The following is a 23,907-nucleotide window of genomic DNA, read 5'->3' as shown; positions in this document are numbered from 1 at the left end:
GATTTTTAACCCCTGTCTACTGGGCTAATGTAACGCTTTGATTATCGATCAGACGCGCCTGACCCAGCCAGGCGGCGGCCAGAATCACGGCGCGTTTGCTGGTTTCCGTCAGTTCCAGCAGCGTGTCGGCATCACGGATTTGAATGTCGTCGGCACGGAAGCCTTTTTCATTCAATTCCTGTTCGGCAATGGCAATAATCTCTTGCAGCTCACGATTACCCGCAATCAGTTTTTCAGCGATGCTATTCATCACGTTGTGTAGACCTGGCGCAATTTTGCGCTGCTCTGCGGTCAGATAACTGTTACGTGAGCTGAGCGCCAGGCCGTCTTTGGCGCGGATAATCGGCACGCCGACGATCTCAATGTCATAACTCATATCCGCCACCATTTTGCGAATCAGCGCCAGTTGCTGGAAATCTTTCTCGCCAAAGCAGGCGATATCCGGCTGGATCAGGTTGAACAGCTTGCTGACGATGGTCGAGACGCCGCGGAAGTGGCCCGGACGGCTGGCGCCTTCCAGCATGGTGGAGAGGCCGGGAACATCAACGTACGTCTGGCCTTCCAGCCCCTGCGGGTAAATTTCCTCAACGGCTGGCGCAAAGACATAATCGACTTTGCGCTTGTTCAGCTTTTCACAGTCTTCCTGCAGCGTGCGCGGATAACGCACCAGATCGTCCGGCCGGTCAAACTGCATCGGATTGACGAAAATGCTGACGAACACCACATCAGCCCGGGCTTTTGCCTCATCGACCAGCTTCATATGACCGTCGTGCAGATTGCCCATGGTGGGAACCAGTGCGACGCGTTTGCCTTCCTGACGCAGACGACGGATATGCTGGCGCAGCAGCGGCAGGGTTTCAATGATTAGCACAACAAGACTCCTTGAGTTGCCTGATGATCCTGCCCGATGGCGCTGCGCTTATCAGGCCTACATCCGTTGAGGATCTGTAGGCCGGATAAGACGCGTCGCGTCGCCATCCGGCACGGTTAGAAAAATTAGTGAAAGCTGTGTTCTTCGCCCGGATAAACGCCGGACTCCACTTCAGCTATATACTGCCGTACAGCTGCGCGCATGTCGCCCGTTTCGGCAAGGAAATTTTTCGCAAATTTAGGGATATGGCCGCCGGTGATGCCGAACGCGTCGTGCATTACCAGGATCTGCCCGTCGGTAACGTTGCCCGCGCCGATGCCGATCACCGGAATCGACAGTGCTTCCGTGACGCGCTTCGCCAGTTCAACCGGCACGCATTCCAGCACCAGCAGCTGTGCGCCCGCCGCTTCTAAGGCCAGCGCGTCATCCAGCAGCACCTGCCCGGCGTCGCCGCGCCCCTGAATTTTATAGCCGCCGAAGATATTCACCGACTGCGGCGTCAGCCCCAGATGGCCGCACACCGGCACGGCGCGTTCGGTGAGCATTTTCACCGTATCAACCAGCCAGGCGCCGCCTTCGATCTTGACCATATTGGCCCCGGCGCGCATCACGATGGCCGCGTTTTCAAACGCCTGTTCCGGCGTGGCATAAGCCATAAACGGCAGGTCGGAGAGCAGCAGGCAGTTCGGCGCGCCACGGCGAACGGCGCGGGTGTGGTAGGCGATATCTTCCACGGTGACCGGCAGGGTGGAGTCGTGCCCCTGAATTGTCATGCCCAGGGAGTCGCCCACCAGCATCACGTTGATGCCTTCATCGGCGAACAGTTTGGCAAAGCTATAGTCGTAGGCGGTGATTGTCGCGAAGCGCTTCTTTTCCTGTTTGCATTTTTGCAGCAGTGAGATAGTGGTGGGTTTGCTCATAACCTCTCCGGCCATAATATTGATGAATAGAATGGCCGCATTGTAGGGGAATGACCGAAGAAAGTGTTAGCGCTTTGTGGGAAAGGAAAAAACCGGCAGAGGAGGTCTGCCGGAATAAACATCAGGGATAAGTAATGGTGAATTTACCCGTAGCTTTGAATTTTCCTGGGGTTATCGCTTTGTTACCATCCTGTTTCAGGGTCGCCTGGAAATTCATTACCTGCTCAGCATTCCCAATTTCGCTATTTCCGTAATCCGGGGAATTAGTAAAAGAATAAATAGAACTGCTGATGTTTGGCTTAAGTAAGGTCCAGTCAGCAGGACTGTTTGGATTTTTCTCCCCTTCGATCATAACACCAATGCCACCAGCCGCTTCACTGCCGGTAAGTGTATTACCGAGCAAGGTGTTATCCTGTCCTCCTACCGTTGCAGAACTTAACGTAACATTCAATTCTTTAACGTAAGCGCAATTACTGAGCTTTATGGAAAATTTGCGGTTAATGGTATTCGCCGAAATGTCTTCGGCATTCTGTTCCCCAAATGGGACCGTTGAATTTGTTACCCCATCGCCTGTGACCGCATTGGCCTGGCAGGTAGGATAGTTAATCGTCAACTGATTTGGCGCTACATCGTAATATAAATTATGTGAGCCTGAGAAGGCTGGTGATGAAGCAAATTGAAAATCATACGATTGTTCTTTTCGTAGCGAAACGGATAACGAAGTTGCTCCGGCAGGATTAAAAGAGTCATCAATATACAAATGATATTTAACCCACAGAACAATACCGCCTAATCCATAATAGGTCCAGTTGGTTAACCTGTTACAGGCCTCGAAACGACCATCCTTTGGTGTGATATTTGTTAAATCAAATTTTTTTGCGCCGGACGTTTCTCCGTTGCTCCAGTTTATCCAGAATTTTTCACCCCAGTATTGGCCGCCAAAGTTGATATTGGTGACTTCGATACCAATATACATACCAGGTATATTGGTTTCCCATAACATATTACCGTTGTAGGTTTTACCGGCGCTCTTGTAGCCATGATACATTGTCAGCACATGGTTATCATGATCTTTGTTACAACTTAGCCCAGTACCGGGGTCGAGTTCTGTCGCATTATTCGACACTGAGATTTCACGCAGCCCTGAGCCGTTATGAATAGCTATTGGATTAAGCATGTTTTTGGGTGCGTAGGATTTTGTAAAATCCTGAACCGCTTCCCATTCGTTTGCCCTTTTATTCTTTGTATATTGGCCTACATATAGTGACCAGCCATATGAAGGCGTTACAAAAGAAACGAAAGAAAACAGTAATAATGATATAATTTTAATAGCACTCTTTAGTCTCTGAGTGTTTAATAGCATCAGTCGGTGGTCGCATTTTGTTATCATAATAGTTAACTGGTCCTCACGTTATTCATATTCAACATTTACCAGCACGCGGCTGCTGAGTTTGCCGGGGACGACCACGTCGTTACTGAGGACTTTCTGCATCCGGGCATAAAATGTCCATGAGGTATCGCTGTATGTCGTCGCGGCAAAGGTTGCCCGCGAGGAGCCATCGGTGTTCAGAACGTTATGGCGGGGTGACTCGGTGGTAAAAATCACTACGCCGACGTTGGAGGCACCGTCTGTGCTGGTCGCTAAATCATTGGCAAACACCTGCTTATTACCGGTAACGAACTGCCCGCTCTGTGGTAAGAAGTTAAACGTGACGTTCGTGATTGCGCCGTCGCTAACCGGGCAGCTTATCAACTTAATCAGAAATTCCTTGCCGCCCCCGTAGTCCGTTTCCGCCGTGATGCCATCGGCAAAGTAGCTCGGCCCGACGGTCGCTAAACTGATTGTACCATTACCGTCAATTTCAATCTGGCAGGTATCTTTCTGCACGGTGGCGGTAAAATCCACGTTGGTGTCGGCATACAGCGGCGCGATAAACAGGGCTGTTGCCAGCCCTGAAAATAACGTGGCGAGCATGAGTCTGCGCAAACGTCTCATTGGTATCACCATTACTGGTAAGTGATGGTGAAGGTGGTGGGGGAATAGAAGTCACCTGCTGTTAGCGCAGTGATTGCATAACCGGTAACCGGCACCATGCGAGCGCTTAACGGATAATCAACCGGTGTGGTTGAACTTGCACTGCTCAGATCAATCTCTTGCGCATTTTTGTTACGGCAGTGGAACTGGACGCTGTTAGAACCTTCCGGGGTAGCTGTTGTCCAGAGTTCAACAGCGGTTCTCTGTGCTTTAGACGTCGCTGTGGAGGCGTTGGCAAATTCTGCGTTAATCGAATCGCTGCCTGCGCAACCTGCATCTCTTGGCGCAATGACCAAAGAGGCTTTTTTATCTTTTAATCCCGCGCAGTCACTGAAGCGCAGTTTAAAGCTTTTGACTTTTGTTTTGGCAAAAACTTCCGAAATGTAGACGTTGCCAAATGCGATGGTATCGGTGGCGGTTTCACCGTCCAGCACCGATGCGGAGCAGGTTCCCGCCGTGATGTTGGCATTTACCGTTAAGTCCAGGCTGGCGGTGCCATCGGCCTGCGTCATTGTTGATACGCCCGCGGTCATGGTCGCCAGTGCGCCTAAGATTACGCCGCGCAATACTTGCTTTTTCATTATCATCGTCCCTGTTATTGATAAGTGAAGTTAAACGTAGCGGTAGAGCTGAAGGCACCCATGGTACCCGCGCCGTCGGTCAGTTCACGCAGCGCAACCGTCATCTCTACTTCGTTTGCTGTGCGCTCGTCGTCAGTCCAGGTAATTGAACCGGAGCCTGGCGTGAAATAGGTTTCATCGGTGGTGCTCTTACGCTTAAAGCCCATACCAATATTGCTGGCCGCATCGGACGCCGCAGACTGGTTTTTAATAAAGTTGCCGCTGGCATCCGCAGAGCTGCCGAGTGCGGTGGTAATTTTCGTCAGGGCGGCACTGCAATCTTTCGCCACAAACTTAAAGTTTTTCTGCGATTCCGCTGATTTTTTTATGATTTTATCCAACCCGACATCGCCGACATTCAGCGTATAGCCGCTGGTAGCATCACCCGATACGTTCGAGCCATCTAACGCCGCAATCGACATGCTGCACGTCGTGGCCAGCACGGTAGCGGTAAAGTCAACGTTGATATCTTCCGCCTGACTGGTCAGTGGAAATATCATCGCGAGCACAGAGGCTGCTAAAAGGTGCTTATTCCTTCTCATTGTCTATTCCATTTGATTTAAGGTTATTAACACGACAGGTTACGTGGTCTAACAGTAAGGTCTGGCTGGACCCTACCGTTTGTTGCGTTGCAGGCAACGCAAAGGTTGCTGAACAAGTTACTGGCTGGTTTTCTTCAAACCAACGTACTGAGAGTTCGCCCGCATCGCTGATACCGCGAACAAAAGCCTGTCCGCCCTGGCCCATGTTGCCGATCTGCACATCGTTCTCGTAGATTTCTGCGCCAAACGGCAGAGCTTTGCCGTCATTGCGGGACATGTTAAGAATGACCGAGCGTCCCTGGTCGGTTTCAAAACTGGCTAAGACCACCGCGCCATCGCGTGGCACCAGAGTTGCGCTGGTGCTCTTAAGCTCAACGTCGTTTTCCAGTGTGTCGATATCGACATTGACCAGGTTTTCTCTGTAGGCGGAAAGCGAGTTTGTCGCGCCGTAGCCCCAGCGATCGATGGTGCTGTTGCCACCATTGATGCGTGCGCCTTTCGCGCCGGGGGCTTTTACCAGCACGATGGCATCGCTATTACCGAAGTTATCGTTAGTGAACGTCAGGCCGCCGCCATGCAGGACAAAGCCCCCGTTTGTCGCGAGCGAATATTGTCGGCTGCTATCGTTATTGGCAGAGGCTGAGGCCGAAATATCTCCCCACGGGGATTGATAGCTGGCATAGCCGCCGATATCAGAGATGCTCTTGCCCTCTTTCTGCATGGTATAACCCGTATTTACGCTATAGTTCAGCATATTGTCTTTGCTGCTACCGCTACTGTTCATGCTCAGGTTATGGCCACCGTTAAAGTCCGTCCGCATCTGCGTGGAGAGGGTGTTAAAACCGGAACGGCGACTCTCCCCGCCAAGCAGGTTGGCGAGCGGAATACTCAGGTTGATATAGAGCGAATCATCTTTTTTACCGTCTTCATCCCAGGTGCGTTGCAGGTTGACGCTCATGCTGCCCCATGAGAAGCCTTTGCCGTAGCCCAGCGTATAATCGCTGCGGCTGTCGCCCGTCGCCCAGTAATCTGTCCAGGAGCCTGAGAGATAAAAGGAACCGTAATCCGTTTCGCCATACTGTAACGGCTGGCTGATGCTGAGGGTGATCTGGTTTTTCAGGCGCGCAAAGTTATTCATGGTGTTGCGCTGGTCGTCATCCCCATATTTCGCTTCGTCGATCAACTGAAGCGCATCGTTCAGCCCCAGATAATTCTGGGTTGAATAGCGGTAGGCCGCCACGTTAAACGAGGTATCAGTGGCTTCAATCAGCTTGTTCCACGTTAAGCGGTAGCTCTGTCCCTGATAGGTTTTATCGTCAGGGATCTCCGCGCGGGAATGGGTGATGTCCAGCGCGATGGCGCCAAACGGCGTGTTGAGGCCCATGCCGAGCAACCCCGCCAGGTAGTGATTATCGGTAGCCTGAACGCCAGTATAGGCGGTCAGATAGTTGTTCAAACCGTAATAGTAGGTACCCTGCGCGACATACGGATTATCGTGAAGATCGTCGTCATTCACTTCCCCGGCGCTGACATCCCAGCGCCCGACGCCGGGTTTTTGCATCTGCATTACCGAGGAGAAGGGCTGGCTAAAGGTACGCTTGCTGCCGTCGGCCTCTTCGATAGTGACGATGAGGTCGCTCCCGTAGCCAGAAGGGCTGAGATCGTTAATCTCGAACGGACCTGGCGGCACCGTTGATTCATAAATTTTGTAGCCGCCCTGGGTAATGGTGACTTTGGCGTTGGTATTGGCGACACCGCGGATCACAGGGGCGTAGTTGGCAAGCTGTGACGGTAGCATACGGGAGTCACTGTACAGACGCACCCCGCGAATGCTGACCGAGTCGAAAGTCTCGCCGGTGGTGTACGCCTCGCCTAACATCAGTTGCGAGCGCAGCGCAGTGAGATCGCGCTGGATGTAGCGGTTCTGAAAATCGAAGTTACTGCCGCTGTTATTGTTCCAGTTATAGTTACCGTTGGCGCGAAAACGCCATGCTCCGAGGTTAATACCGGTATTGAAAGCGGCGTACATATTGTCGTTATCGACACCGTGATTGGTATTGTGATAGCCGTTAATGTTGTAGGAGAGTAGCGCGGCCGGGATTCCGTTTTCCCATAGCGACGGTTCCACATAGCCGTCATAACTTTTGTTAACCCATGCCTGAGGCACGACGATATCCAGGCGCTGGTCGCCCATATCAAACGTCACGCTGGATTGTTCAATCAGCGCTGGCAGGTTTAAGCAATCGCTGTTCTCGTCGTCGCCTTTCTTCAAAATGGCTTTTTCGCCGACGTTTTGCGGCGACTTAATGTGTAGCTGCGCCAGATTTTTCATGGTCAGGCAGGCCTCGGCGCTTTTTTTGCCGATATCGATAAACGGGATGGTCTGGCTGGCGACGGCCTTCTCATTGACAAACACTCTCACGGTGTACGTTCCCGCTGGCGTGGGGTTGCCATTAGAATAGCGGCTGACATCAATAGACGTAGCGCCATCGCCCATCAGAAATGTGCTGTCGTATTCAACGATGTCCGCAGCCAGGCCGGGCTGACTGTAAAACAACGCACAGCACATCGCGAGCAACGTCTTTTTTGGCATGGTCCTGGTTGTGGAAACGTTTTGCACCGTCTTTTTCATCCTGCTTTGTGATAACGTCATTACAGTGAAGCTGAGCCAGCGATGATGCCGCCGTAGTCATTAATGGACTGGAATTCCAGTTTGCCTGCGCTGGCGTTTTGCAGTCCTTTCACCGTGAAGGCGGCTTTGCCAAAGGGGGCAACCATGGTCGCGTCGACGTCATAGCGTTTTCCGCCGCTGGTGTAGGTGGCAGAGTTAAAGGAGACGTAATACGGAGTCGGGTTATCGGCGCGAAGAACGGCATGGCCCTGTTCGCTGGCGACCTGCCATTTCAGCTGTTTTGCCGCTTCTGCCGGGGCGCCCGGTAAACCCGTCGGGCGATAAAATAGTTTGATGCGGGTGCGAAACGCCAACTGGAGCAAATTCTTATTTTCTTCCTGGTTGGTATTTGCCTTCGGTGGAACTTCCAGCACGTTGAACCAGAAAACGCTTTCGCGATCTTTCGGTAGCGATTCTGTGGCGGTATACATAATTTTTATCGACTGCCCGCGCTTAGGTTCTATTCGTGATACCGGCGGCGTGGCGGCGAAGGGCGCTTTAATACTGCCCGGCTCGGCATTATCATTGCCGAGATCTATCCAGTTCTGAACTAATAATGGGCTTTTACCTTTATTTTCCAGACGCACGCTGACATCTTTTTTATTTGCATCATAAATAATACGCGTGCCAGAAATAATAATATCGGCCTGGCTGGCAGAGCTAAATAATGCCCCGGTCAGAGCGATAGCAGACAAAGTAAACTTTAAAGAGTGAGACATAAGCCGTCCTTGCTGTATTGAATATCCGAAACAGGGTAAGTAGCGCCGAAATTTGCTACTACCCTGCAATGTGCATCGTCTGTAATACTGTCTGTTAAAGACAGCGAGACTGATGACAAACACCGAAGCTGAATAAATGTTGGGTTTTATTTAACCCGTAAAAATTAACTCATTTATATTCATTGAGTTATTGGTTTTATGGGGCAAGACGCAGCCCAACATTAAACAGCACCAATAGCGTTGTCAGCAATCTGAGAGGCGACTATTACTCGTAAGTAAAGGTATAAATCGCATTGGTGGAGACCAGACCGGTTGTCACGCTGGCACCTGCATCAGACGATTTCACGTAAGACGCTTTAAAGTTGTAGGTTGCGATACCGTTGGTAAAGCTTTCTTCCATCGTGTTAGAAGGATCGTTGATTTTCACCAGCGAGAGAGCGTTGGCATCGTCAACATGGTGAACCGCGATATCAACCGCTTTCGCCGCCTCGATACCGCTGCGGGTCAGCGTTTCGTCGTTATCCAGGGTGCCCTTCGTATTGCTAAAAGAGGAGGACATCGTCAGATGTGATTTCACCAGGCCTGTGCCAGCATCGGAGCAGTCGATAATGATGGAGAAATCTTCTGCGTTTACGCCTGCGGTGCTGTTTTGAACTTCTGCGGTAACATCGCTAACGTGTGCGGTTTTCAGAGTAACCGTACCGTCGATATTGCTATTACCAACAGCGGAGCTGACGACTTTTTTACAGGTTTCAGCGCTGACCAGACCTTCAAAATTAATACGACCACCTTCGACAGCCATAACGGAAGAAGAGCCTAAAGCCATAAATACGGCTGTTGCCAGGAGAACTTTTTTCATACTTGCATCCTTACAAAATGAGATAAATGTACCACTTCAATAAGATTAAAGAGGGACGGCATATTCTATGCGTATATTTCATTATGTAAAATAACGAAATATTATATGTTTGTTTAAAAGATATTTGTGGTGAATTTTTTTTTCAAAAGCAAAAATGCTGATTAGGTTTATATGTTTTTTAATGATGTTTAAAAACAAGATAGTACATTAAATCTGCAAAAAAAGCGGCTTTAGGGGGAGAGGGATGTTAATGAATTCACTGAATCAATTTAATAATTTTACATATAAATGACATTCATTTTTGCTAAACAATCTTTTAAGAGAAAATAACGATTGGATTTATTCCATTAATTAGTGAGCGAAGTAATAATACAGGTTTCTTAAAAATAATATTAATTAAAAATTACCAGTATGCTGGTGCGGGGGTATGTTGATGAACAAGCTGCGTCAGCGCGACGCCATCGTCGGGGAAGCGCAGTTTTGGAGCGATCTCAAACAGCGGCCACAGCATAAAACCGCGGTTTTTCATGTCGTAGTGCGGAACCGTCAGACGGTCGGTGTTAATGACTTCATCGCCAAACAGCATAATGTCGAGGTCCAGCGTGCGCGGCCCCCAGCGTTCCGCTTTGCGCACCCGGCCCTGTTGCAGCTCAATGCGCTGGGTATGGTTAAGCAATTCTTCGGGGGCGAGGGCGGTATCCAGCGCCACCGCGGCGTTCAGGTAATCGGGCTGATCCTGTGGGCCAAGCGGCGGCGTGCGGTAAAACGAAGAAACCGCAACGATACGGCTATCGGGAATGTTGGCGATAGCCTTCAGGGCGGCATTGACCTGCTCCAGCGGAGAGGCCAGATTACTGCCAAGCGCGATATACGCGATCGTCATACGGTGCCCTCGCGGCGCGGCGCGCGTTTGCGCGGACGTGAACGGCGGCGGCGTGGAGCAGGATCGTCGTCCAGCTCGTTGAGCATCCCTTTTTGTTCCGGCGGCGCGGAAGCCTGAAACTCGGCCCACCACTGCGCCAGACGTTGCAGCTCAGTATTATTTTCCACCTGAGCGCGCAGCTCCAGCAAATCAAACGCGGCGCGGAATTTGGGATGTTCCATCAGCTTCCAGGCGCGTTTGCCCTGACGACGGGACATCCGTAACTGAAGCTGCCAAATATCACGGGTAAGCGTGGTCAGACGTTTCGGGATCGCCAGCGAACGGCAGGCTTCATCCAGCACGTCATTCATGGCCAGCGCGAAAGCGTCGTAATAGGCCAGACCGCTCTCCTGAGCGATTTTTTGCGCCATTTCCAGCAGCGGATACCAGAACATGGCGGCAAACAAAAATGCCGGATTAACGCGCATTTCGTTACGGATGCGGTTATCCGTATTCTTCAACACCAGCGCAATGATGCGTTCCATTGCGCTGTCGCCGTTTTCGGTGAAATAACGCGTAATGGTAGGAAACAACGGCTGGAAGAGGTGGTATTCCCGCAGTTGTTGATAGGTTTCAAAACCGTTCCCCGCCTGCAACAGCTTCAGCGACTCTTCGAACAGGCGCGCGGGAGGAATGTCGTTTAGCAAGGTTGCCAGACGCGGGATTGGCTCAGCCGTTTCAGGGCTGATACGCATATTGAGCTTCGCAGCGAAACGCACGGCGCGCAGCATTCGAACCGGATCTTCGCGGTAGCGCGTTTCCGGATTGCCGATCAGGCGAATCACGCCTTCTTGCAGATCCTGCATCCCGCCGACGTAATCGCGCACGGTAAAATCCGCCACGCTGTAGTAAAGGCTGTTGATGGTGAAATCGCGGCGCTGGGCATCTTCTTCGATAGAGCCGAAGATATTATCGCGCAGCAGCATACCGTTTTGCCCACGCTGGGAGGTCGTACGGTCGCTTTCACTGCCTTCATGATGACCACGAAACGTTGCCACTTCGATAATTTCCGGGCCAAACATCACGTGAGCCAGGCGGAAACGACGCCCCACCAGACGGCAATTGCGGAATAATTTCCGTACCTGATCCGGTGTTGCGTTGGTGGTCACGTCGAAATCCTTCGGCTTTTTGCCGAGCAGGAGATCGCGGACGCCGCCGCCGACCAGGTAGGCTTCATAGCCCGCTTTGTTCAGCCTGTACAGTACCTTGAGGGCATTTTCACTGATATCTTTGCGGGAGATAGCGTGCTGTTCACGCGGGATAATCGTCATATGTGGACGGGCGACGGCTTGTTCTGCCTCGCTCTCCTCGCGGCTTAACACCTTACGGCAAAAATTAGCGACTCGGGTAAAAATAGCGCACCTCGGTAGTGTCATACATTAATAAGATCAACTTACTCTATGTCTTTCGCATTACGGCAGACGGGCGTAAGAGAACAACGCGACCTGGGCTGTAAGCATCATTAACGCCGCAGCAATGCGAAAGACGATGAGCAAAAATAGCGGCTAATCATAGCTCAGCGAGACGCATTTGAGAATGCCGGATTTACATTAGCCGATGTGGGTACGGCTGCAAGCCTCCAGTGCTCCACCGCAAAGCGTAGCAACTCCTCAACAGACATCTCCTGCCACGCTACGACGGCGCGTTGGCCTAAAAAGCGCAATGCCTGGATCAGTACCGGGCGCGGATCGCCTGTCGCAAGCGCAGGGGCATGATTTTGCTTGGAAAGTTTAGCGCCTTGTTCGTTGAGCGCCAGCGGAAGGTGCACGTAACCTGGCGCACGCCAGCCAAACTGTTTATACAGCGAAAGTTGTCGGACAGTGGGTTCGATTAAATCTGCGCCGCGGACGATCTCCGTCACTCCCTGAAAATGATCGTCGACCACCACGGCCAGATTATAAGCAAACAGTCCGTCGCGGCGGTGGATAATAAAATCTTCGCTCGCCAGCTGTGGGTCAGCCTGAATATCGCCGCGCAAGGCATCATGGAAACGCATCACCGGATGCTGCTGTTTAATTCTGACGGCGGCATTCTCCGGCCCGTGGTATAACGTCCGGCAATGGCCGTCGTAAATACCGCCCAGACGTTGAATGCGCGAGCGGGGGCAAGTGCAGTAGTAGCTCAGTCCCTGCTCGTGAAGCCAGGCCAGCGCCTCGCGATAAGCCTCATGACGCTGTGATTGCCATAAGACCTCGCCATCCCAGTGCAGGCCGTAATGTTCCAGCTGGCGCAGAATGGTCGCTGCGGCACCGGGAACTTCACGTGGGGGGTCGATATCCTCTATACGAACGCGCCAAATTCCGCGTTGCGCACGGGCTTGTAGATAGCTGCCGAGGGCGGCGATTAACGAGCCGAAATGCAGTTCGCCGGATGGCGACGGCGCGAAACGGCCAATATAGTGTGAGTCAGTCATGCTGCGGGCAATAAAGAATAAGGCGGGAAAACTCCCGCCTGTCATAAATAGGGTAGAAACGAACGGGATTAACCCGCCATCTGTTTTTCGCGAATTTCAGCCAGCGTTTTGCAGTCGATGCACAGATCGGCTGTTGGACGCGCTTCCAGGCGGCGGATACCAATCTCCACCCCGCAGGACTCGCAATAACCGAAGTCTTCATCTTCCACTTTCTTCAGCGTCTTCTCGATCTTTTTGATCAGTTTGCGCTCACGGTCACGATTACGTAACTCCAGGCTAAACTCCTCTTCCTGCGCGGCGCGATCGACCGGATCGGGGAAGTTGGCGGCTTCGTCCTGCATGTGCGTCACAGTGCGATCGACTTCATCCCGGAGTTGATTACGCCATGCTTCAAGAATACGCTTGAAGTGCGATAGCTGGGCTTCGTTCATATACTCTTCGCCCGGTTTCTCCTGGTACGGCTCCACCCCAGCGATGGCGAGAATACTCAGGGACGATGTTTTACGGTTTTGCCCTTCTTGCATGTTGCTTCTCCTTAACACGCACTATCGATCCCCATGTTCGGGGGAAAATCAGGTCGCTATAAATAGCAGATGCTTTTCCGGATAGCAATTATCTAAACGTAACACTTGACAACCCTGTGAGGAAAAGCGTATTTACGCACGCGGCCAGAATACTTAATAATCAGGCTGTTATTCCACTACAACGTTATGGGTACTGGTTCGTTCAGTTCCATTTTTTGGGCTGAAAGTTCTGCTTTATAAGCTAAAACTTCCACGCCTTTATTCTGAGCCTCGCTCAATAGCTGCGCGTATTTTATATCGATATGACGTGCGGGTGAAAAACGTGTAATGGCGGAGTGCAGCACCGCGAACACCACCACCGCGCGATGACCTGCCGCCGCAACGCCCATCAACTCCCGAAGATGTTTTTGCCCTCGTTCGGTAATGGCGTCGGGAAAATAACCGTTTTCTTTTTCCGCTAACGTGACCGATTTCACTTCAATATAGCAGTCCGGGCGGAAATCTGCCTGTAACATAAAATCTATACGGCTGCGCTCGGCGCCATATTTGACTTCACTTTTCAGAATATTGTACCCCGCCAGCGCCGGCAGGCGATTCTCCTGAATCGCTTCTTTCGTTAGCTGGTTCGCCCGCAGCGTATTCACGCAAATGAATGCGCCGGATTGCGTTTCAGTCAATTCCCAGGTATGCGGATATTTGCGTTTAGTATTTTCTGATGTCGAATACCAGACGGTATCGCCTGGCGTGGCGCAGCCGGTCATTGCGCCGGTATTAGGACAGTGCAGCGTAAGCGTCGTACCGTCAGGGGTGATCACATCGGCTAAAAAACGTTTATAGCGCTGAATCAACGTAGCGCGTTGTAAAGGGGGGGAGAATAGCATCGACATTCCTTCATTATTATTCGCCCAGCGTCCAGCGCTGCAGCTCGGCATAGCGGGTACGGCCTTGCCCATACGAAGAGGCGTAAAGCGCAAATGACGTGACCGGAAATGACCAGCAAAAGCCCGGCGGCGGGATAGCCACCGTATGGCTGGCGTCGCGCAGCAGCGTAATATGCGGGTGAAAAGGCTGCGGGCTTTGGTAACAACCGCTGCGGGCGGCCTGCGCGCGCAGCATATTAGCCAACTGCAACAACCCGCGCGGCGGCTGGCGCATCCCCAGCCACACCACGCGTGAACGCAGCCACTGACCGGCGTCATCCAGATGTAGCGTAAAGCCCGGCTGGCGAATTCGTCCGGCCAGTTGCGCAAGCGCGCGCTGCTTATCGTTACTGACGTCGCCTAAAAAGGCCAGCGTCAGGTGTAGGTTCGCCGCTGCGACGGGGCGTCCGTCTTCAGACGCAAAATGAGCGGCGCGCCAGGCGATAATTTGCGTGCGCGCGTCGTCGGGTAAGTCAATCGCAAAAAACAGCCGTTTTGGCTCAGACATAGGGATACTCGGTTATGGATTAACACGATGCTACAATGCGGCGCAAAGAAAGTTAACCCCGTGGAGCCGTTTGTGACGTCATTGCCCGTTGCCGCCGTATTGCCTGAATTGTTGACAGCCCTAAAAACCGCGCCGCAGGTTTTGTTGTCCGCGCCTACCGGGGCGGGGAAATCCACCTGGCTGCCGTTGCAACTCCTGCAACAAGGTCCGGTTGCTGGAAAAATCCTCCTGCTTGAACCGCGTCGTCTGGCGGCGCGTAATGTCGCGCAGCGTCTGGCGGAAGCGTTGAATGAAAAGCCTGGCGAAACGGTAGGTTACCGGATGCGCGCGCAAAGCTGCGTGGGGCCGCGTACCCGGCTGGAAGTAGTGACAGAAGGCGTATTGACCAGAATGATTCAGCGCGATCCCGAATTACGCGGCGTGGGGCTGGTGATACTGGATGAGTTTCATGAGCGCAGTTTACAGGCGGATTTAGCGTTGGCGCTGTTGCTGGATATCCAGCAAGGGCTTCGTGACGATCTCAGGCTGTTAATCATGTCTGCGACGCTGGATAACGACAGGCTCTGTCAGAGACTGCCTGATGCGCCGACGATCGTCTCGGAGGGGCGCGCGTTCCCGGTAGAGCGACGTTATCAGCCGCTCGCGGCGCATTTGCGTTTTGATGAAGCCGTCGCGATGGCGACAGCGGAACTGCTGCGCAATGAAAACGGTTCGCTGCTGCTATTTTTACCCGGCGTAGGCGAAATACAGCGCGTTCATGAACATCTGGCGTCGCGGGTAGGGAGCGATGTCCTGCTTTGTCCGCTGTATGGCGCATTGTCTCTGGAGGCGCAACGCAAAGCGATTGTTCCCGCCCCCGCCGGGATGCGTAAAGTGGTGTTGGCGACTAACATTGCCGAAACCAGTTTGACGATTGAAGGGATTCGTCTGGTCGTCGATAGCGCTCAGGAGCGCGTGGCGCGATTCGATGCGCGAACGGGACTGACGCGGCTGGTTACGCAGCGTATCAGTCAGGCGTCAATGACGCAGCGCGCGGGGCGTGCCGGACGACTGGCGCCGGGTATCTGTTTACATCTGCTGGCAAAAGAACAGGCGGAGCGGGCGGCGGCGCAAAGCGATCCGGAAATCTTACACAGCGACCTCTCCGGTTTGTTGATGGAGGTGTTGCAGTGGGGATGTCACGATCCGGCATCGCTTTTCTGGCTGGACAGGCCGCCGGAGGTGAATCTTCAGGCCGCCCGCCGTTTATTATTGATGTTAGGCGCGCTGGAGGGCGAGCGGTTAAGCGCGCGGGGCCGGAAAATGGCGGCAATGGGTAACGATCCGCGTCTGGCGGCGATGTTAGTCAACGCCGGCGAGGGCGATAGCGCCGCCACCGCCGCCATGCTCGCGGCCATCCTTGAGGACCCGCCGCGCGGCGGCGGTACGGATTTAAGCGGGCTATTTTCGCGGCGACAGCCGGGCTGGCAGCAGCGTAGCCAGCAGCTTTTAAAACGGCTGCAGGTGCGTAATGGCGAGCCGGATAGCGCGCTTATTATGCCGCTGTTGGCCAGAGCGTTTAGCGACCGCATCGCGCGGCGTCGTGGTCAGGAAGGGCGCTATCAGTTAGCCAATGGTATGGGCGCGATGTTAGATGCGGATGACGCGTTGGGACGTCATGAATGGCTGATCGCGCCGCTGTTGCTGCAAGGTAGCGCCTCGCCGGACGCCCGAATATTGTTGGCGCAGCCGCTGGATATCGCCTCGCTGATTCAGGCGTGTCCTGATTTACTGCGCCAGTCTGACACGGTTGAATGGGACGAGGCGCAGGGAACGTTGAAAGCATGGCGCAGAATGCGTATTGGACAGTTGACGGTTAGCGTTCAGCCACTGGCGAAGCCGTCTGAAGAGGAGCTTCATCAGGCGATGCTGAACGGCATCCGCGATAAAGGTCTGTCCGTCCTTAACTGGACGCCGGAAGCGGAGCAGTTCCGTCTGCGTCTGCACTGTGCGGCGAAATGGCTGCCGGAATATGACTGGCCTGCCGTGGATGAGGCGTCGCTGCTGGCGACTCTGGAAAATTGGTTGCTGCCGCACATGACAGGCGTACAGTCGTTACGGAGTCTGAAATCTCTGAATGTGACTCAGGCGTTACGGGGACTGCTTGACTATGCCATGTTGCAACGTCTGGATAGTGAACTGCCTGGGCATTACACTGTGCCGACGGGAAGCCGAATAACGATTCGTTATCATGAAGATAACCCGCCCGCGCTGGCGGTCAGAATGCAGGAAATGTTTGGCGAAGCGAAGACCCCAACCATCGCTCAGGGCCGCGTGCCGCTGGTGCTGGAACTGCTTTCGCCAGCGCAGCGACCGCTACAGATTACGCGCGATTTAAGCGCTTTCTGGCAGGGGGCGTATCGCGAAGTGCAAAAAGAGATGAAGGGCCGTTACCCCAAACATGTCTGGCCGGACGATCCGGCGAATACGGCCCCAACGCGGCGCACGAAGAAGTATTCGTGACGTGTTATACGTTGCCTCCAGGCCAGATAAGGCGTTAATCGCCATCCGGCAAAAGGGTAAATTGAGAGATTTCTTCTTCTGTCGTCTGGCGGAAGAATAGAGAATCGGGCCTTTGCGCCTGTATGTTGCGGAGAAAAAGCATGGCGGGGAATGACCGCGAGCCGATTGGACGTAAGGGGAAACCGTCACGTCCTGTGAAACAAAAGGTGAGCCGTCGTCGGCAGCATGACGACGATTATGATGATGACTATGAGGATGAAGAACCGATGCCGCGTAAAGGTAAGGGCAAAGGGCGTAAGCCTCGTGGCAAGCGTGGCTGGCTGTGGCTATTGCTAAAACTGTTTATCGTTTTTGTGGTGCTGTTCGCCATTTACGGCGTCTATCTGGATCAAAAAATCCGCAGCCGTATCGATGGCAAGGTCTGGCAGCTTCCGGCGGCGGTATATGGCCGGATGGTGAACCTTGAGCCAGACATGCCTGTCAGCAAAAACGAGATGGTAAAATTGCTGGAAGCGACGCAGTATCGTCTGGTGACGAAGATGACCCGTCCCGGCGAATTTACCGTGCAGGCCAATAGCATTGAGATGATCCGTCGTCCGTTTGACTTCCCGGACAGCAAAGAAGGGCAGGTGCGCGCGCGGCTGACGTTCAGTGACGGGCGTCTGGAAACCATCGTCAATCTGGATAACAACCGCCAGTTTGGCTTCTTCCGTCTCGATCCGCGGCTTATCACCATGCTTTCTTCGCCAAATGGCGAGCAGCGTTTATTCGTCCCGCGCAGCGGTTTCCCGGATCTGCTGGTCGATACGCTGTTGGCGACGGAAGACCGTCATTTCTATGAGCATGATGGCATTAGTCTTTACTCTATCGGGCGTGCGGTGCTGGCCAACCTGACGGCGGGACGCACGGTGCAGGGGGCCAGTACGCTGACCCAGCAGCTAGTGAAGAACCTGTTCCTCTCCAGCGAAAGATCATACTGGCGTAAAGCGAATGAAGCCTACATGGCGCTGATCATGGATGCCCGTTACAGTAAAGATCGTATTCTTGAGCTGTACATGAACGAGGTCTACCTCGGTCAAAGCGGGGACAATGAAATTCGCGGTTTTCCGCTGGCGAGCCTGTATTACTTTGGTCGTCCGGTAGAGGAACTGAGCCTCGATCAGCAGGCGTTACTGGTGGGGATGGTAAAAGGGGCGTCGATTTATAACCCGTGGCGCAACCCGAAACTGGCGCTGGAGCGTCGTAACCTGGTGTTACGCCTGTTACAGCAGCAGAAAATCATCGATCAGGAACTCTATGACATGCTGAGCGCGCGTCCGCTTGGCGTACAGCCGCGCGGCGGCGTTATTTCACCGCAGCCAGCGTTTATGCAGATGGTTCGTCAGGAACTGCAGGCGAAGCTGGGGGATAAAATTAAAGATCTCTCCGGCGTGAAGATCTTCACCACCTTTGACTCCGTGGCGCAGGATGCCGCAGAAAAAGCCGTTGTCGAAGGTATTCCGGCGTTGAAGAAGCAGCGTAAATTGAGCGATCTGGAAACCGCGATGGTGGTGGTGGATCGCTTTAGCGGCGAGGTGCGCGCGATGGTTGGCGGGGCGGAGCCGCAGTATGCCGGCTATAACCGTGCCATGCAGGCGCGCCGTTCCATCGGGTCGCTGGCGAAACCGGCGACCTATCTGACCGCGTTAAGTCAGCCGAACTTATACCGTCTGAACACCTGGATTGCCGATGCGCCGATTTCTCTGCGCCAGCCGAATGGTCAGGTCTGGTCGCCGCAGAACGACGATCGTCGCTACAGCGAAAGCGGGAAAGTGATGCTGGTGGATGCGTTAACTCGCTCAATGAACGTACCGACGGTCAATCTGGGGATGGCGTTAGGTTTACCGGCGGTAACCGATACCTGGACGAAGCTCGGCGTGCCGAAAGATCAGCTCAATCCGGTTCCGGCTATGCTGTTAGGAGCGCTGAACCTGACGCCGATCGAAGTGGCGCAGGCGTTCCAGACTATCGCCAGCGGCGGAAATCGCGCGCCGTTATCAGCGCTGCGTTCAGTTATTGCGGAAGATGGTAAAGTGCTGTACCAAAGTTATCCGCAAGCTGAACGCGCTGTACCGGCACAGGCGGCTTACCTGACGCTCTGGACAATGCAGCAGGTCGTCCAGCGTGGTACGGGGCGTCAGCTTGGCGCGAAATATCCGGGTCTGCATCTGGCGGGTAAAACCGGGACGACAAACAACAATGTCGATACCTGGTTTGCCGGTATCGACGGCAGCCAGGTGACTATCACCTGGGTAGGCCGTGATAACAACCAGCCGACGAAATTGTACGGCGCCAGCGGCGCGATGGCGATTTACCAGCGCTATCTGGCGAACCAGACGCCGACGCCTTTAGTTCTGACGCCGCCGGAAGATGTGGTGGATATGGGCGTTGATTACGACGGTAATTTTGTCTGTAGCGGCGGTATGCGCACTCTGCCGGTCTGGACGGACGATCCAAATACGCTGTGCCAGCAGGGCGAGATGATGCAGCAGCAACAGCAGCCGTCAGGCAATCCGTTCGATCAGTCGTCTCAGCCGCAGCAGCCTGCGCAGCAACAGCCGCCGAAAGAAGAGAAGAGCGACGGCGTTGCCGGCTGGATTAAGGAGATGTTCGGCGGCAATTAATCACGGTAATAGTGCCGGGTGGCGCTGTGCTTACCCGGTCTACACCGTTACGACCCCATTATGTGCGACGTAGGCCGAATAAGACGCTTACGTCGCCATCCGGCAAATCCTCCATAAATAACATTTCAGTCTAATTTATTAACCCTTCCTTTTCATCTGGTTGTTTCTTAACCCCTTAGTTTTCGTAGGGCCGCGTATCGCTTGCCATTGCGACGATATTTCGCCTATCATGCTGCGGTTATAATAATAATTATCGTTTACGTTATCATTCACTTTCATCAGAGATATACCAATGGCGCGTCTTAAAACTGCTCAGCCAAACTCCTCACTGCGTAAAATCGCAGTTGTAGTAGCCACAGCGGTTAGCGGCATGTCTGTCTATGCACAGGCGGCGGTTCAACCGAAAGAAGAAACCATTACCGTAACCGCAGCGCCTGCCGCGCAGGAAAGCGCCTGGGGACCGGCTCCGACCATCGCCGCGAAGCGTTCCGCCACTACCACCAAAACTGATACACCTATCGAAAAAACGCCACAGTCGGTTTCGGTGGTCACTAACGAAGAGATGCAGATGCATCAATTCCAGTCAGTAAAAGAAGCGTTGGGTTACACGCCGGGCGTAACGGTAAGCAGCCGCGGCGCTTCCAATACCTATGACTTCGTGATTATCCGTGGCTTCTCTTCCGTCGGCCTGAGCCAGAATAATTATCTGGATGGCCTGAAATTGCAGGGGAACTTCTACAACGATGCGGTTATTGATCCCTACATGCTTGAGCGTGTTGAGTTGATGCGTGGCCCAACGTCCGTTCTCTACGGTAAGAGCAACCCGGGCGGTATCATTTCGATGGTTAGCAAGCGGCCGACTACTGAGCCGCTGAAAGAAATTCAATTCAAAATGGGGACGGACAATTTGTTCCAGACCGGTTTTGATTTTAGTGATTCCCTGGATGACAACGGTGAGTTCTCATATCGTCTGACGGGACTGGCGCGTTCGACAAACGAACAGCAAAAGAGTTCTGAGTCGCAGCGCTATGCGATTGCGCCCTCTTTTACCTGGCGTCCGGATGAGAAAACGAATTTTACGTTCCTTTCTTATTTCCAGAACGAACCAGAGACCGGCTACTACGGATGGCTGCCGAAAGAGGGAACGGTTGAACCATTACCGAATGGTAAACGTCTGCCAACGGATTTCAACGAAGGGGCGTCAAACAACACCTATTCTCGTAACGAGAAAATGGTGGGATACAGTTTCGAGCATGGCTTCAACGACACTTTTACCGTGCGCCAGAATTTACGTTTTGTCGAAATGAAAACCGCGCAAAAAAGCGTCTATGGCACGGGGATTGCGGCGGACGGCCATACGCTTAACCGCGGTACTATCGTTGACAACGAGCGTTTACAGAATTTCAGCGTAGATACACAACTGGAAAGTAAATTCGCGACCGGCGATATTGATCATACGTTGCTGACGGGTGTCGATTTCATGCGTATGCGTAATGATATTAACGCGACGTTTGGTAGCGCGCCGTCAATCGATCTCTATAACAATTACCATCCTGAATACTTTGCTTTCGGCGGCGCTGAGCCGTACCAGATGAACGAAAGTAAACAAACAGGCCTCTATGTTCAGGATCAGGCGGAATGGAATAAGTGGGTATTTACTCTCGGCGGCCGCTATGACTGGTCTAAACAAGCGACAACGGTGCGTCAGAATTCCACTACGCCGACAGAAGGATATATTGAACGTAATGACCACCAGTTCACCTGGCGCGGTGGCGTAAACTACGTATTCGATAATGGAATTTCACCTTACTTCAGCTATAGCCAATCTTTCGAGCCAAGCGCCTTCGATTTGTGGAGCACCCCACGCGTTTCTTACAAGCCGTCAAAAGGCGAGCAATATGAAGCAGGGGTGAAATATGTACCGAAAGACATGCCGGTTGTTGTTACGGGTGCCGTTTATCAGCTGACCAAAACCAATAACCTGACCGCCGATCCAACCAACCCATTAGCGCAGGTGCCGGCAGGCGAAATTCGTGCGCGAGGTGTAGAGCTGGAAGCCAAAGCAGCATTGACGGCTAACATCAATATGACGGCGTCTTACACTTATACTGATGCTGAATACACGAAAGACACTAATCTGAAAGGGAATACGCCAGAGCAGGTGCCTGAACACATGGCGTCGTTGTGGGGCGATTACACCTTCAACGACGGTCCGTTGTCAGGTTTAACGCTGGGAACAGGCGGTCGTTTTATTGGTTCCAGTTACGGCGATCCGGCCAATAGCTTCAAGGTAGGCAGCGCAGCGGTGATGGATGCGGTCGTCAAGTACGATCTGGCGCGTTTTGGTATGGCGGGCTCCAGCATTGCGGTTAACGTTAATAATCTGCTCGACCGCGAATACGTCGCCAGCTGCTTCCAGACCTACGGCTGTTTCTGGGGCGCAGAACGTCAGGTCGTTGCAACGGCAACCTTCCGTTTCTAATTTCTTTTTGGGCACGGCTTGCCGTGCCCGTTTTACAAGTTGGCTGCGATGCAGGAAAACCACATTCATTCCGATACCACCTTTGCGCTGCGAAGCGTCGCCTTTCGTGTGCCGGGCCGCACGCTTTTACACCCTCTCTCGTTAACGTTTCCCGCAGGTCGCGTCACCGGACTTATCGGCCATAATGGTTCCGGTAAATCCACGCTGTTAAAAATGCTGGGCCGCCATCAGCCGCCTTCCGAAGGGGATATTCTGCTCGACAATCAGCCGCTGGCGAGCTGGAGCAGCAAGGCGTTTGCCCGCAAAGTTGCCTATCTGCCTCAACAATTGCCGCAGGCGGAAGGAATGACGGTGCGCGAACTGGTAGCGATTGGCCGCTATCCGTGGCACGGCGCGCTGGGGCGCTTTGGCGTCGCGGACCGGGAAAAAGTAGACGAGGCGATTACGCTGGTCGGCTTAAAACCGCTGGCGCATCGTCTGGTAGACAGTCTTTCCGGCGGCGAGCGCCAGCGCGCGTGGATTGCCATGCTGGTCGCGCAGGACAGCCGTTGTCTGCTGCTGGATGAGCCGACGTCAGCGCTGGATATCGCCCATCAGGTTGACGTGCTGGCGCTGGTGCATCGTTTAAGCCAGCAGCGCGGGCTGACGGTGGTTGCGGTGCTGCACGATATCAACATGGCGGCCCGCTACTGTGATTATTTAGTCGCGCTACGCGGCGGTGAAATGATTGCGCAAGGAACGCCTGCGGAACTGATGCGCAGTGACACGCTGGAACAGATTTACGGTATCCCGATGGGTATCCTTCCGCATCCAGCGGGCGCGGCACCTGTGAGTTTTGTGTATTAATGCGTGATTTATATCCTCTTACTCGCCGCCGTTTATTAACGGCGATGGCGCTCTCGCCGCTGCTGTGGCAAATGAATACGGCGCAGGCTGCCGCTATCGATCCCCGCCGGATTGTGGCGCTGGAGTGGCTGCCGGTTGAGCTGCTGCTGGCGCTCGGTATTACGCCTTATGGCGTGGCGGACGTGCCAAATTATAAGCTGTGGGTTAGCGAACCGCCGTTACCGGATTCGGTGATTGATGTGGGGCTTCGCACTGAACCCAATCTCGAACTGCTGACAGAGATGAAGCCGTCGTTTATGGTCTGGTCGGCAGGTTACGGACCCTCGCCGGAGAAACTGGCGCGGATCGCGCCGGGGCGCGGGTTCGATTTTAGCGACGGCAAAAAGCCGCTGGCGGTGGCCCGACGCTCGCTGGTTGAACTGGCGCAGACGCTGAATCTGGAAGCTGCGGCAGAAAAACATCTGGCGCAATACGATCGCTTCATCGCCAGCCAGAAGCCGCATTTTATCCGCCGCGGGGGGCGTCCGTTACTGATGACGACGCTTATCGATCCGCGGCATATGCTGGTGCTCGGCCCGAATTGCCTGTTCCAGGAGGTGCTGGACGAGTATGGCATCGTCAATGCCTGGCAGGGTGAAACCAACTTTTGGGGCAGTACGGCGGTCAGCATCGATCGGCTGGCGATGTATAAAGAAGCGGATGTGATCTGCTTCGATCACGGGAATAGCACCGATATGAACGCGCTGATGGCAACGCCGCTGTGGCAGGCCATGCCGTTTGTCCGCGCCGGGCGTTTTCATCGGGTGCCCGCCGTTTGGTTCTATGGCGCGACCCTCTCCACGATGCATTTTGTCCGCATCCTGAATAACGTGTTGGGAGGCAAAGCGTGA

At 53.5% G+C, this 23,907-nt stretch carries 20 protein-coding genes; 5 read left to right on the top strand and 15 right to left on the bottom strand.

The annotated features are described in order from the left end of the window. Window positions 1–16 precede the first annotated feature (16 nt). The 15 genes from panC to thpR all read right to left on the bottom strand — a co-directional run bounded on the left by panC (window position 17) and on the right by thpR (window position 14,524). Window positions 17–871 carry a pantoate--beta-alanine ligase gene (gene panC, locus OLG56_RS17630; RefSeq protein WP_000905340.1) on the bottom strand — a complete coding sequence of 285 codons (855 nt, stop codon included), beginning with the start codon at window positions 869–871 and terminating at the stop codon, window positions 17–19. Between the two features lie 125 nt (window positions 872–996). Next, window positions 997–1,791: a 3-methyl-2-oxobutanoate hydroxymethyltransferase gene (gene panB / locus OLG56_RS17625; protein WP_000043005.1), complete on the bottom strand. Its 795-nt coding sequence runs from the start codon at window positions 1,789–1,791 to the stop codon at window positions 997–999. 121 nt (window positions 1,792–1,912) lie between these two features. Next, window positions 1,913–3,181, bottom strand: a complete 1,269-nt coding sequence (locus OLG56_RS17620) for a fimbrial-like adhesin (RefSeq protein ID WP_001628229.1) — start codon at window positions 3,179–3,181, stop codon at window positions 1,913–1,915. A 21-nt stretch (window positions 3,182–3,202) separates the two neighbouring features. Further along, window positions 3,203–3,787 carry a fimbrial-like protein gene (locus OLG56_RS17615; RefSeq protein WP_162265146.1) on the bottom strand — a complete coding sequence of 195 codons (585 nt, stop codon included), beginning with the start codon at window positions 3,785–3,787 and terminating at the stop codon, window positions 3,203–3,205. A gap of 11 nt (window positions 3,788–3,798) precedes the next feature. After that, a complete protein-coding gene (gene staE, locus OLG56_RS17610; RefSeq protein ID WP_079900445.1) occupies window positions 3,799–4,407 on the bottom strand; it encodes a fimbrial protein StaE in 609 nt (202 codons plus the stop codon). 14 nt (window positions 4,408–4,421) lie between these two features. Beyond that, window positions 4,422–4,988, bottom strand: a complete 567-nt coding sequence (locus tag OLG56_RS17605; RefSeq protein WP_001549988.1) for a fimbrial protein — start codon at window positions 4,986–4,988, stop codon at window positions 4,422–4,424. Beyond that, on the bottom strand, window positions 4,975–7,581 hold the full coding sequence (locus OLG56_RS17600; protein WP_240196750.1) for an outer membrane usher protein: 2,607 nt from the start codon (window positions 7,579–7,581) through the stop codon (window positions 4,975–4,977). Before OLG56_RS17600 ends, OLG56_RS17605 begins: the two co-directional genes overlap by 14 nt. A 59-nt stretch (window positions 7,582–7,640) precedes the next feature. Beyond that, window positions 7,641–8,378, bottom strand: a complete 738-nt coding sequence (locus tag OLG56_RS17595) for a fimbrial chaperone (protein ID WP_000019793.1) — start codon at window positions 8,376–8,378, stop codon at window positions 7,641–7,643. A gap of 265 nt (window positions 8,379–8,643) precedes the next feature. Continuing rightward, window positions 8,644–9,237 (bottom strand): fimbrial protein, encoded by a 594-nt coding sequence (locus OLG56_RS17590; protein WP_061377092.1) that lies wholly within the window; start codon window positions 9,235–9,237, stop codon window positions 8,644–8,646. A 403-nt stretch (window positions 9,238–9,640) separates the two neighbouring features. Further along, window positions 9,641–10,120, bottom strand: a complete 480-nt coding sequence (folK, locus tag OLG56_RS17585; protein ID WP_000150780.1) for a 2-amino-4-hydroxy-6-hydroxymethyldihydropteridine diphosphokinase — start codon at window positions 10,118–10,120, stop codon at window positions 9,641–9,643. Then, entirely contained in the window at window positions 10,117–11,514 is a 1,398-nt protein-coding gene (pcnB, locus tag OLG56_RS17580) for a polynucleotide adenylyltransferase PcnB (protein ID WP_204100804.1), read from the bottom strand. Before pcnB ends, folK begins: the two co-directional genes overlap by 4 nt. A gap of 161 nt (window positions 11,515–11,675) precedes the next feature. Next, the gene (gene gluQRS, locus OLG56_RS17575) at window positions 11,676–12,572 is read right to left on the bottom strand and encodes a tRNA glutamyl-Q(34) synthetase GluQRS (protein ID WP_024134219.1); all 897 of its coding nucleotides are present in this window, start codon (window positions 12,570–12,572) and stop codon (window positions 11,676–11,678) included. Window positions 12,573–12,640: 68 nt separating this feature from the next. Continuing rightward, window positions 12,641–13,096, bottom strand: a complete 456-nt coding sequence (gene dksA, locus OLG56_RS17570) for an RNA polymerase-binding protein DksA (protein ID WP_001155232.1) — start codon at window positions 13,094–13,096, stop codon at window positions 12,641–12,643. A 176-nt stretch (window positions 13,097–13,272) separates the two neighbouring features. After that, window positions 13,273–13,977: a DNA/RNA nuclease SfsA gene (gene sfsA / locus OLG56_RS17565; RefSeq protein WP_000899412.1), complete on the bottom strand. Its 705-nt coding sequence runs from the start codon at window positions 13,975–13,977 to the stop codon at window positions 13,273–13,275. Between the two features lie 16 nt (window positions 13,978–13,993). Then, window positions 13,994–14,524: an RNA 2',3'-cyclic phosphodiesterase gene (gene thpR, locus OLG56_RS17560; protein WP_001294186.1), complete on the bottom strand. Its 531-nt coding sequence runs from the start codon at window positions 14,522–14,524 to the stop codon at window positions 13,994–13,996. A 72-nt stretch (window positions 14,525–14,596) separates the two neighbouring features. Between thpR and hrpB the strand changes: the two genes are divergently transcribed. The 5 genes from hrpB to fhuD all read left to right on the top strand — a co-directional run bounded on the left by hrpB (window position 14,597) and on the right by fhuD (window position 23,907). Next, window positions 14,597–17,026 (top strand): ATP-dependent helicase HrpB, encoded by a 2,430-nt coding sequence (hrpB, locus tag OLG56_RS17555; protein WP_061377188.1) that lies wholly within the window; start codon window positions 14,597–14,599, stop codon window positions 17,024–17,026. Between the two features lie 140 nt (window positions 17,027–17,166). Continuing rightward, window positions 17,167–19,689, top strand: a complete 2,523-nt coding sequence (mrcB, locus tag OLG56_RS17550; RefSeq protein ID WP_000918127.1) for a bifunctional glycosyl transferase/transpeptidase — start codon at window positions 17,167–17,169, stop codon at window positions 19,687–19,689. 292 nt (window positions 19,690–19,981) lie between these two features. Continuing rightward, entirely contained in the window at window positions 19,982–22,171 is a 2,190-nt protein-coding gene (gene fhuA / locus OLG56_RS17545; protein WP_000113219.1) for a ferrichrome porin FhuA, read from the top strand. 48 nt (window positions 22,172–22,219) lie between these two features. After that, on the top strand, window positions 22,220–23,017 hold the full coding sequence (gene fhuC / locus OLG56_RS17540) for a Fe3+-hydroxamate ABC transporter ATP-binding protein FhuC (protein WP_001157204.1): 798 nt from the start codon (window positions 22,220–22,222) through the stop codon (window positions 23,015–23,017). Beyond that, window positions 23,017–23,907: a Fe(3+)-hydroxamate ABC transporter substrate-binding protein FhuD gene (fhuD, locus tag OLG56_RS17535; RefSeq protein ID WP_001205359.1), complete on the top strand. Its 891-nt coding sequence runs from the start codon at window positions 23,017–23,019 to the stop codon at window positions 23,905–23,907. Before fhuC ends, fhuD begins: the two co-directional genes overlap by 1 nt.

It is taken from the genome of Salmonella sp. 2018103 (assembly GCF_026247685.1).
In the GTDB taxonomy this organism is placed as follows: domain Bacteria; phylum Pseudomonadota; class Gammaproteobacteria; order Enterobacterales; family Enterobacteriaceae; genus Salmonella; species Salmonella enterica.
The sequence above is the reverse complement of the archived record's forward strand: the minus strand, read 5'-3'. Positions and strand labels throughout refer to the sequence as shown.

What these genes read in the sequence shown, in the direction of transcription:
- dksA (WP_001155232.1), bottom strand. Translation starts at nt 13,096, where the DNA reads ATGCAAGAAGGGCAAAACCGTAAAACATCGTCCCTGAGTATTCTCGCC.
- fhuA (WP_000113219.1), top strand. Translation starts at nt 19,982, where the DNA reads ATGGCGCGTCTTAAAACTGCTCAGCCAAACTCCTCACTGCGTAAAATC.
- sfsA (WP_000899412.1), bottom strand. Translation starts at nt 13,977, where the DNA reads ATGCTATTCTCCCCCCCTTTACAACGCGCTACGTTGATTCAGCGCTAT.
- gluQRS (WP_024134219.1), bottom strand. Translation starts at nt 12,572, where the DNA reads ATGACTGACTCACACTATATTGGCCGTTTCGCGCCGTCGCCATCCGGC.
- OLG56_RS17590 (WP_061377092.1), bottom strand. Translation starts at nt 9,237, where the DNA reads ATGAAAAAAGTTCTCCTGGCAACAGCCGTATTTATGGCTTTAGGCTCT.
- OLG56_RS17600 (WP_240196750.1), bottom strand. Translation starts at nt 7,581, where the DNA reads ATGCCAAAAAAGACGTTGCTCGCGATGTGCTGTGCGTTGTTTTACAGT.
- staE (WP_079900445.1), bottom strand. Translation starts at nt 4,407, where the DNA reads ATGAAAAAGCAAGTATTGCGCGGCGTAATCTTAGGCGCACTGGCGACC.
- OLG56_RS17615 (WP_162265146.1), bottom strand. Translation starts at nt 3,787, where the DNA reads ATGAGACGTTTGCGCAGACTCATGCTCGCCACGTTATTTTCAGGGCTG.
- OLG56_RS17595 (WP_000019793.1), bottom strand. Translation starts at nt 8,378, where the DNA reads ATGTCTCACTCTTTAAAGTTTACTTTGTCTGCTATCGCTCTGACCGGG.
- panB (WP_000043005.1), bottom strand. Translation starts at nt 1,791, where the DNA reads ATGAGCAAACCCACCACTATCTCACTGCTGCAAAAATGCAAACAGGAA.
- folK (WP_000150780.1), bottom strand. Translation starts at nt 10,120, where the DNA reads ATGACGATCGCGTATATCGCGCTTGGCAGTAATCTGGCCTCTCCGCTG.
- fhuD (WP_001205359.1), top strand. Translation starts at nt 23,017, where the DNA reads ATGCGTGATTTATATCCTCTTACTCGCCGCCGTTTATTAACGGCGATG.
- mrcB (WP_000918127.1), top strand. Translation starts at nt 17,167, where the DNA reads ATGGCGGGGAATGACCGCGAGCCGATTGGACGTAAGGGGAAACCGTCA.
- OLG56_RS17620 (WP_001628229.1), bottom strand. Translation starts at nt 3,181, where the DNA reads ATGATAACAAAATGCGACCACCGACTGATGCTATTAAACACTCAGAGA.
- fhuC (WP_001157204.1), top strand. Translation starts at nt 22,220, where the DNA reads ATGCAGGAAAACCACATTCATTCCGATACCACCTTTGCGCTGCGAAGC.
- thpR (WP_001294186.1), bottom strand. Translation starts at nt 14,524, where the DNA reads ATGTCTGAGCCAAAACGGCTGTTTTTTGCGATTGACTTACCCGACGAC.
- OLG56_RS17605 (WP_001549988.1), bottom strand. Translation starts at nt 4,988, where the DNA reads ATGAGAAGGAATAAGCACCTTTTAGCAGCCTCTGTGCTCGCGATGATA.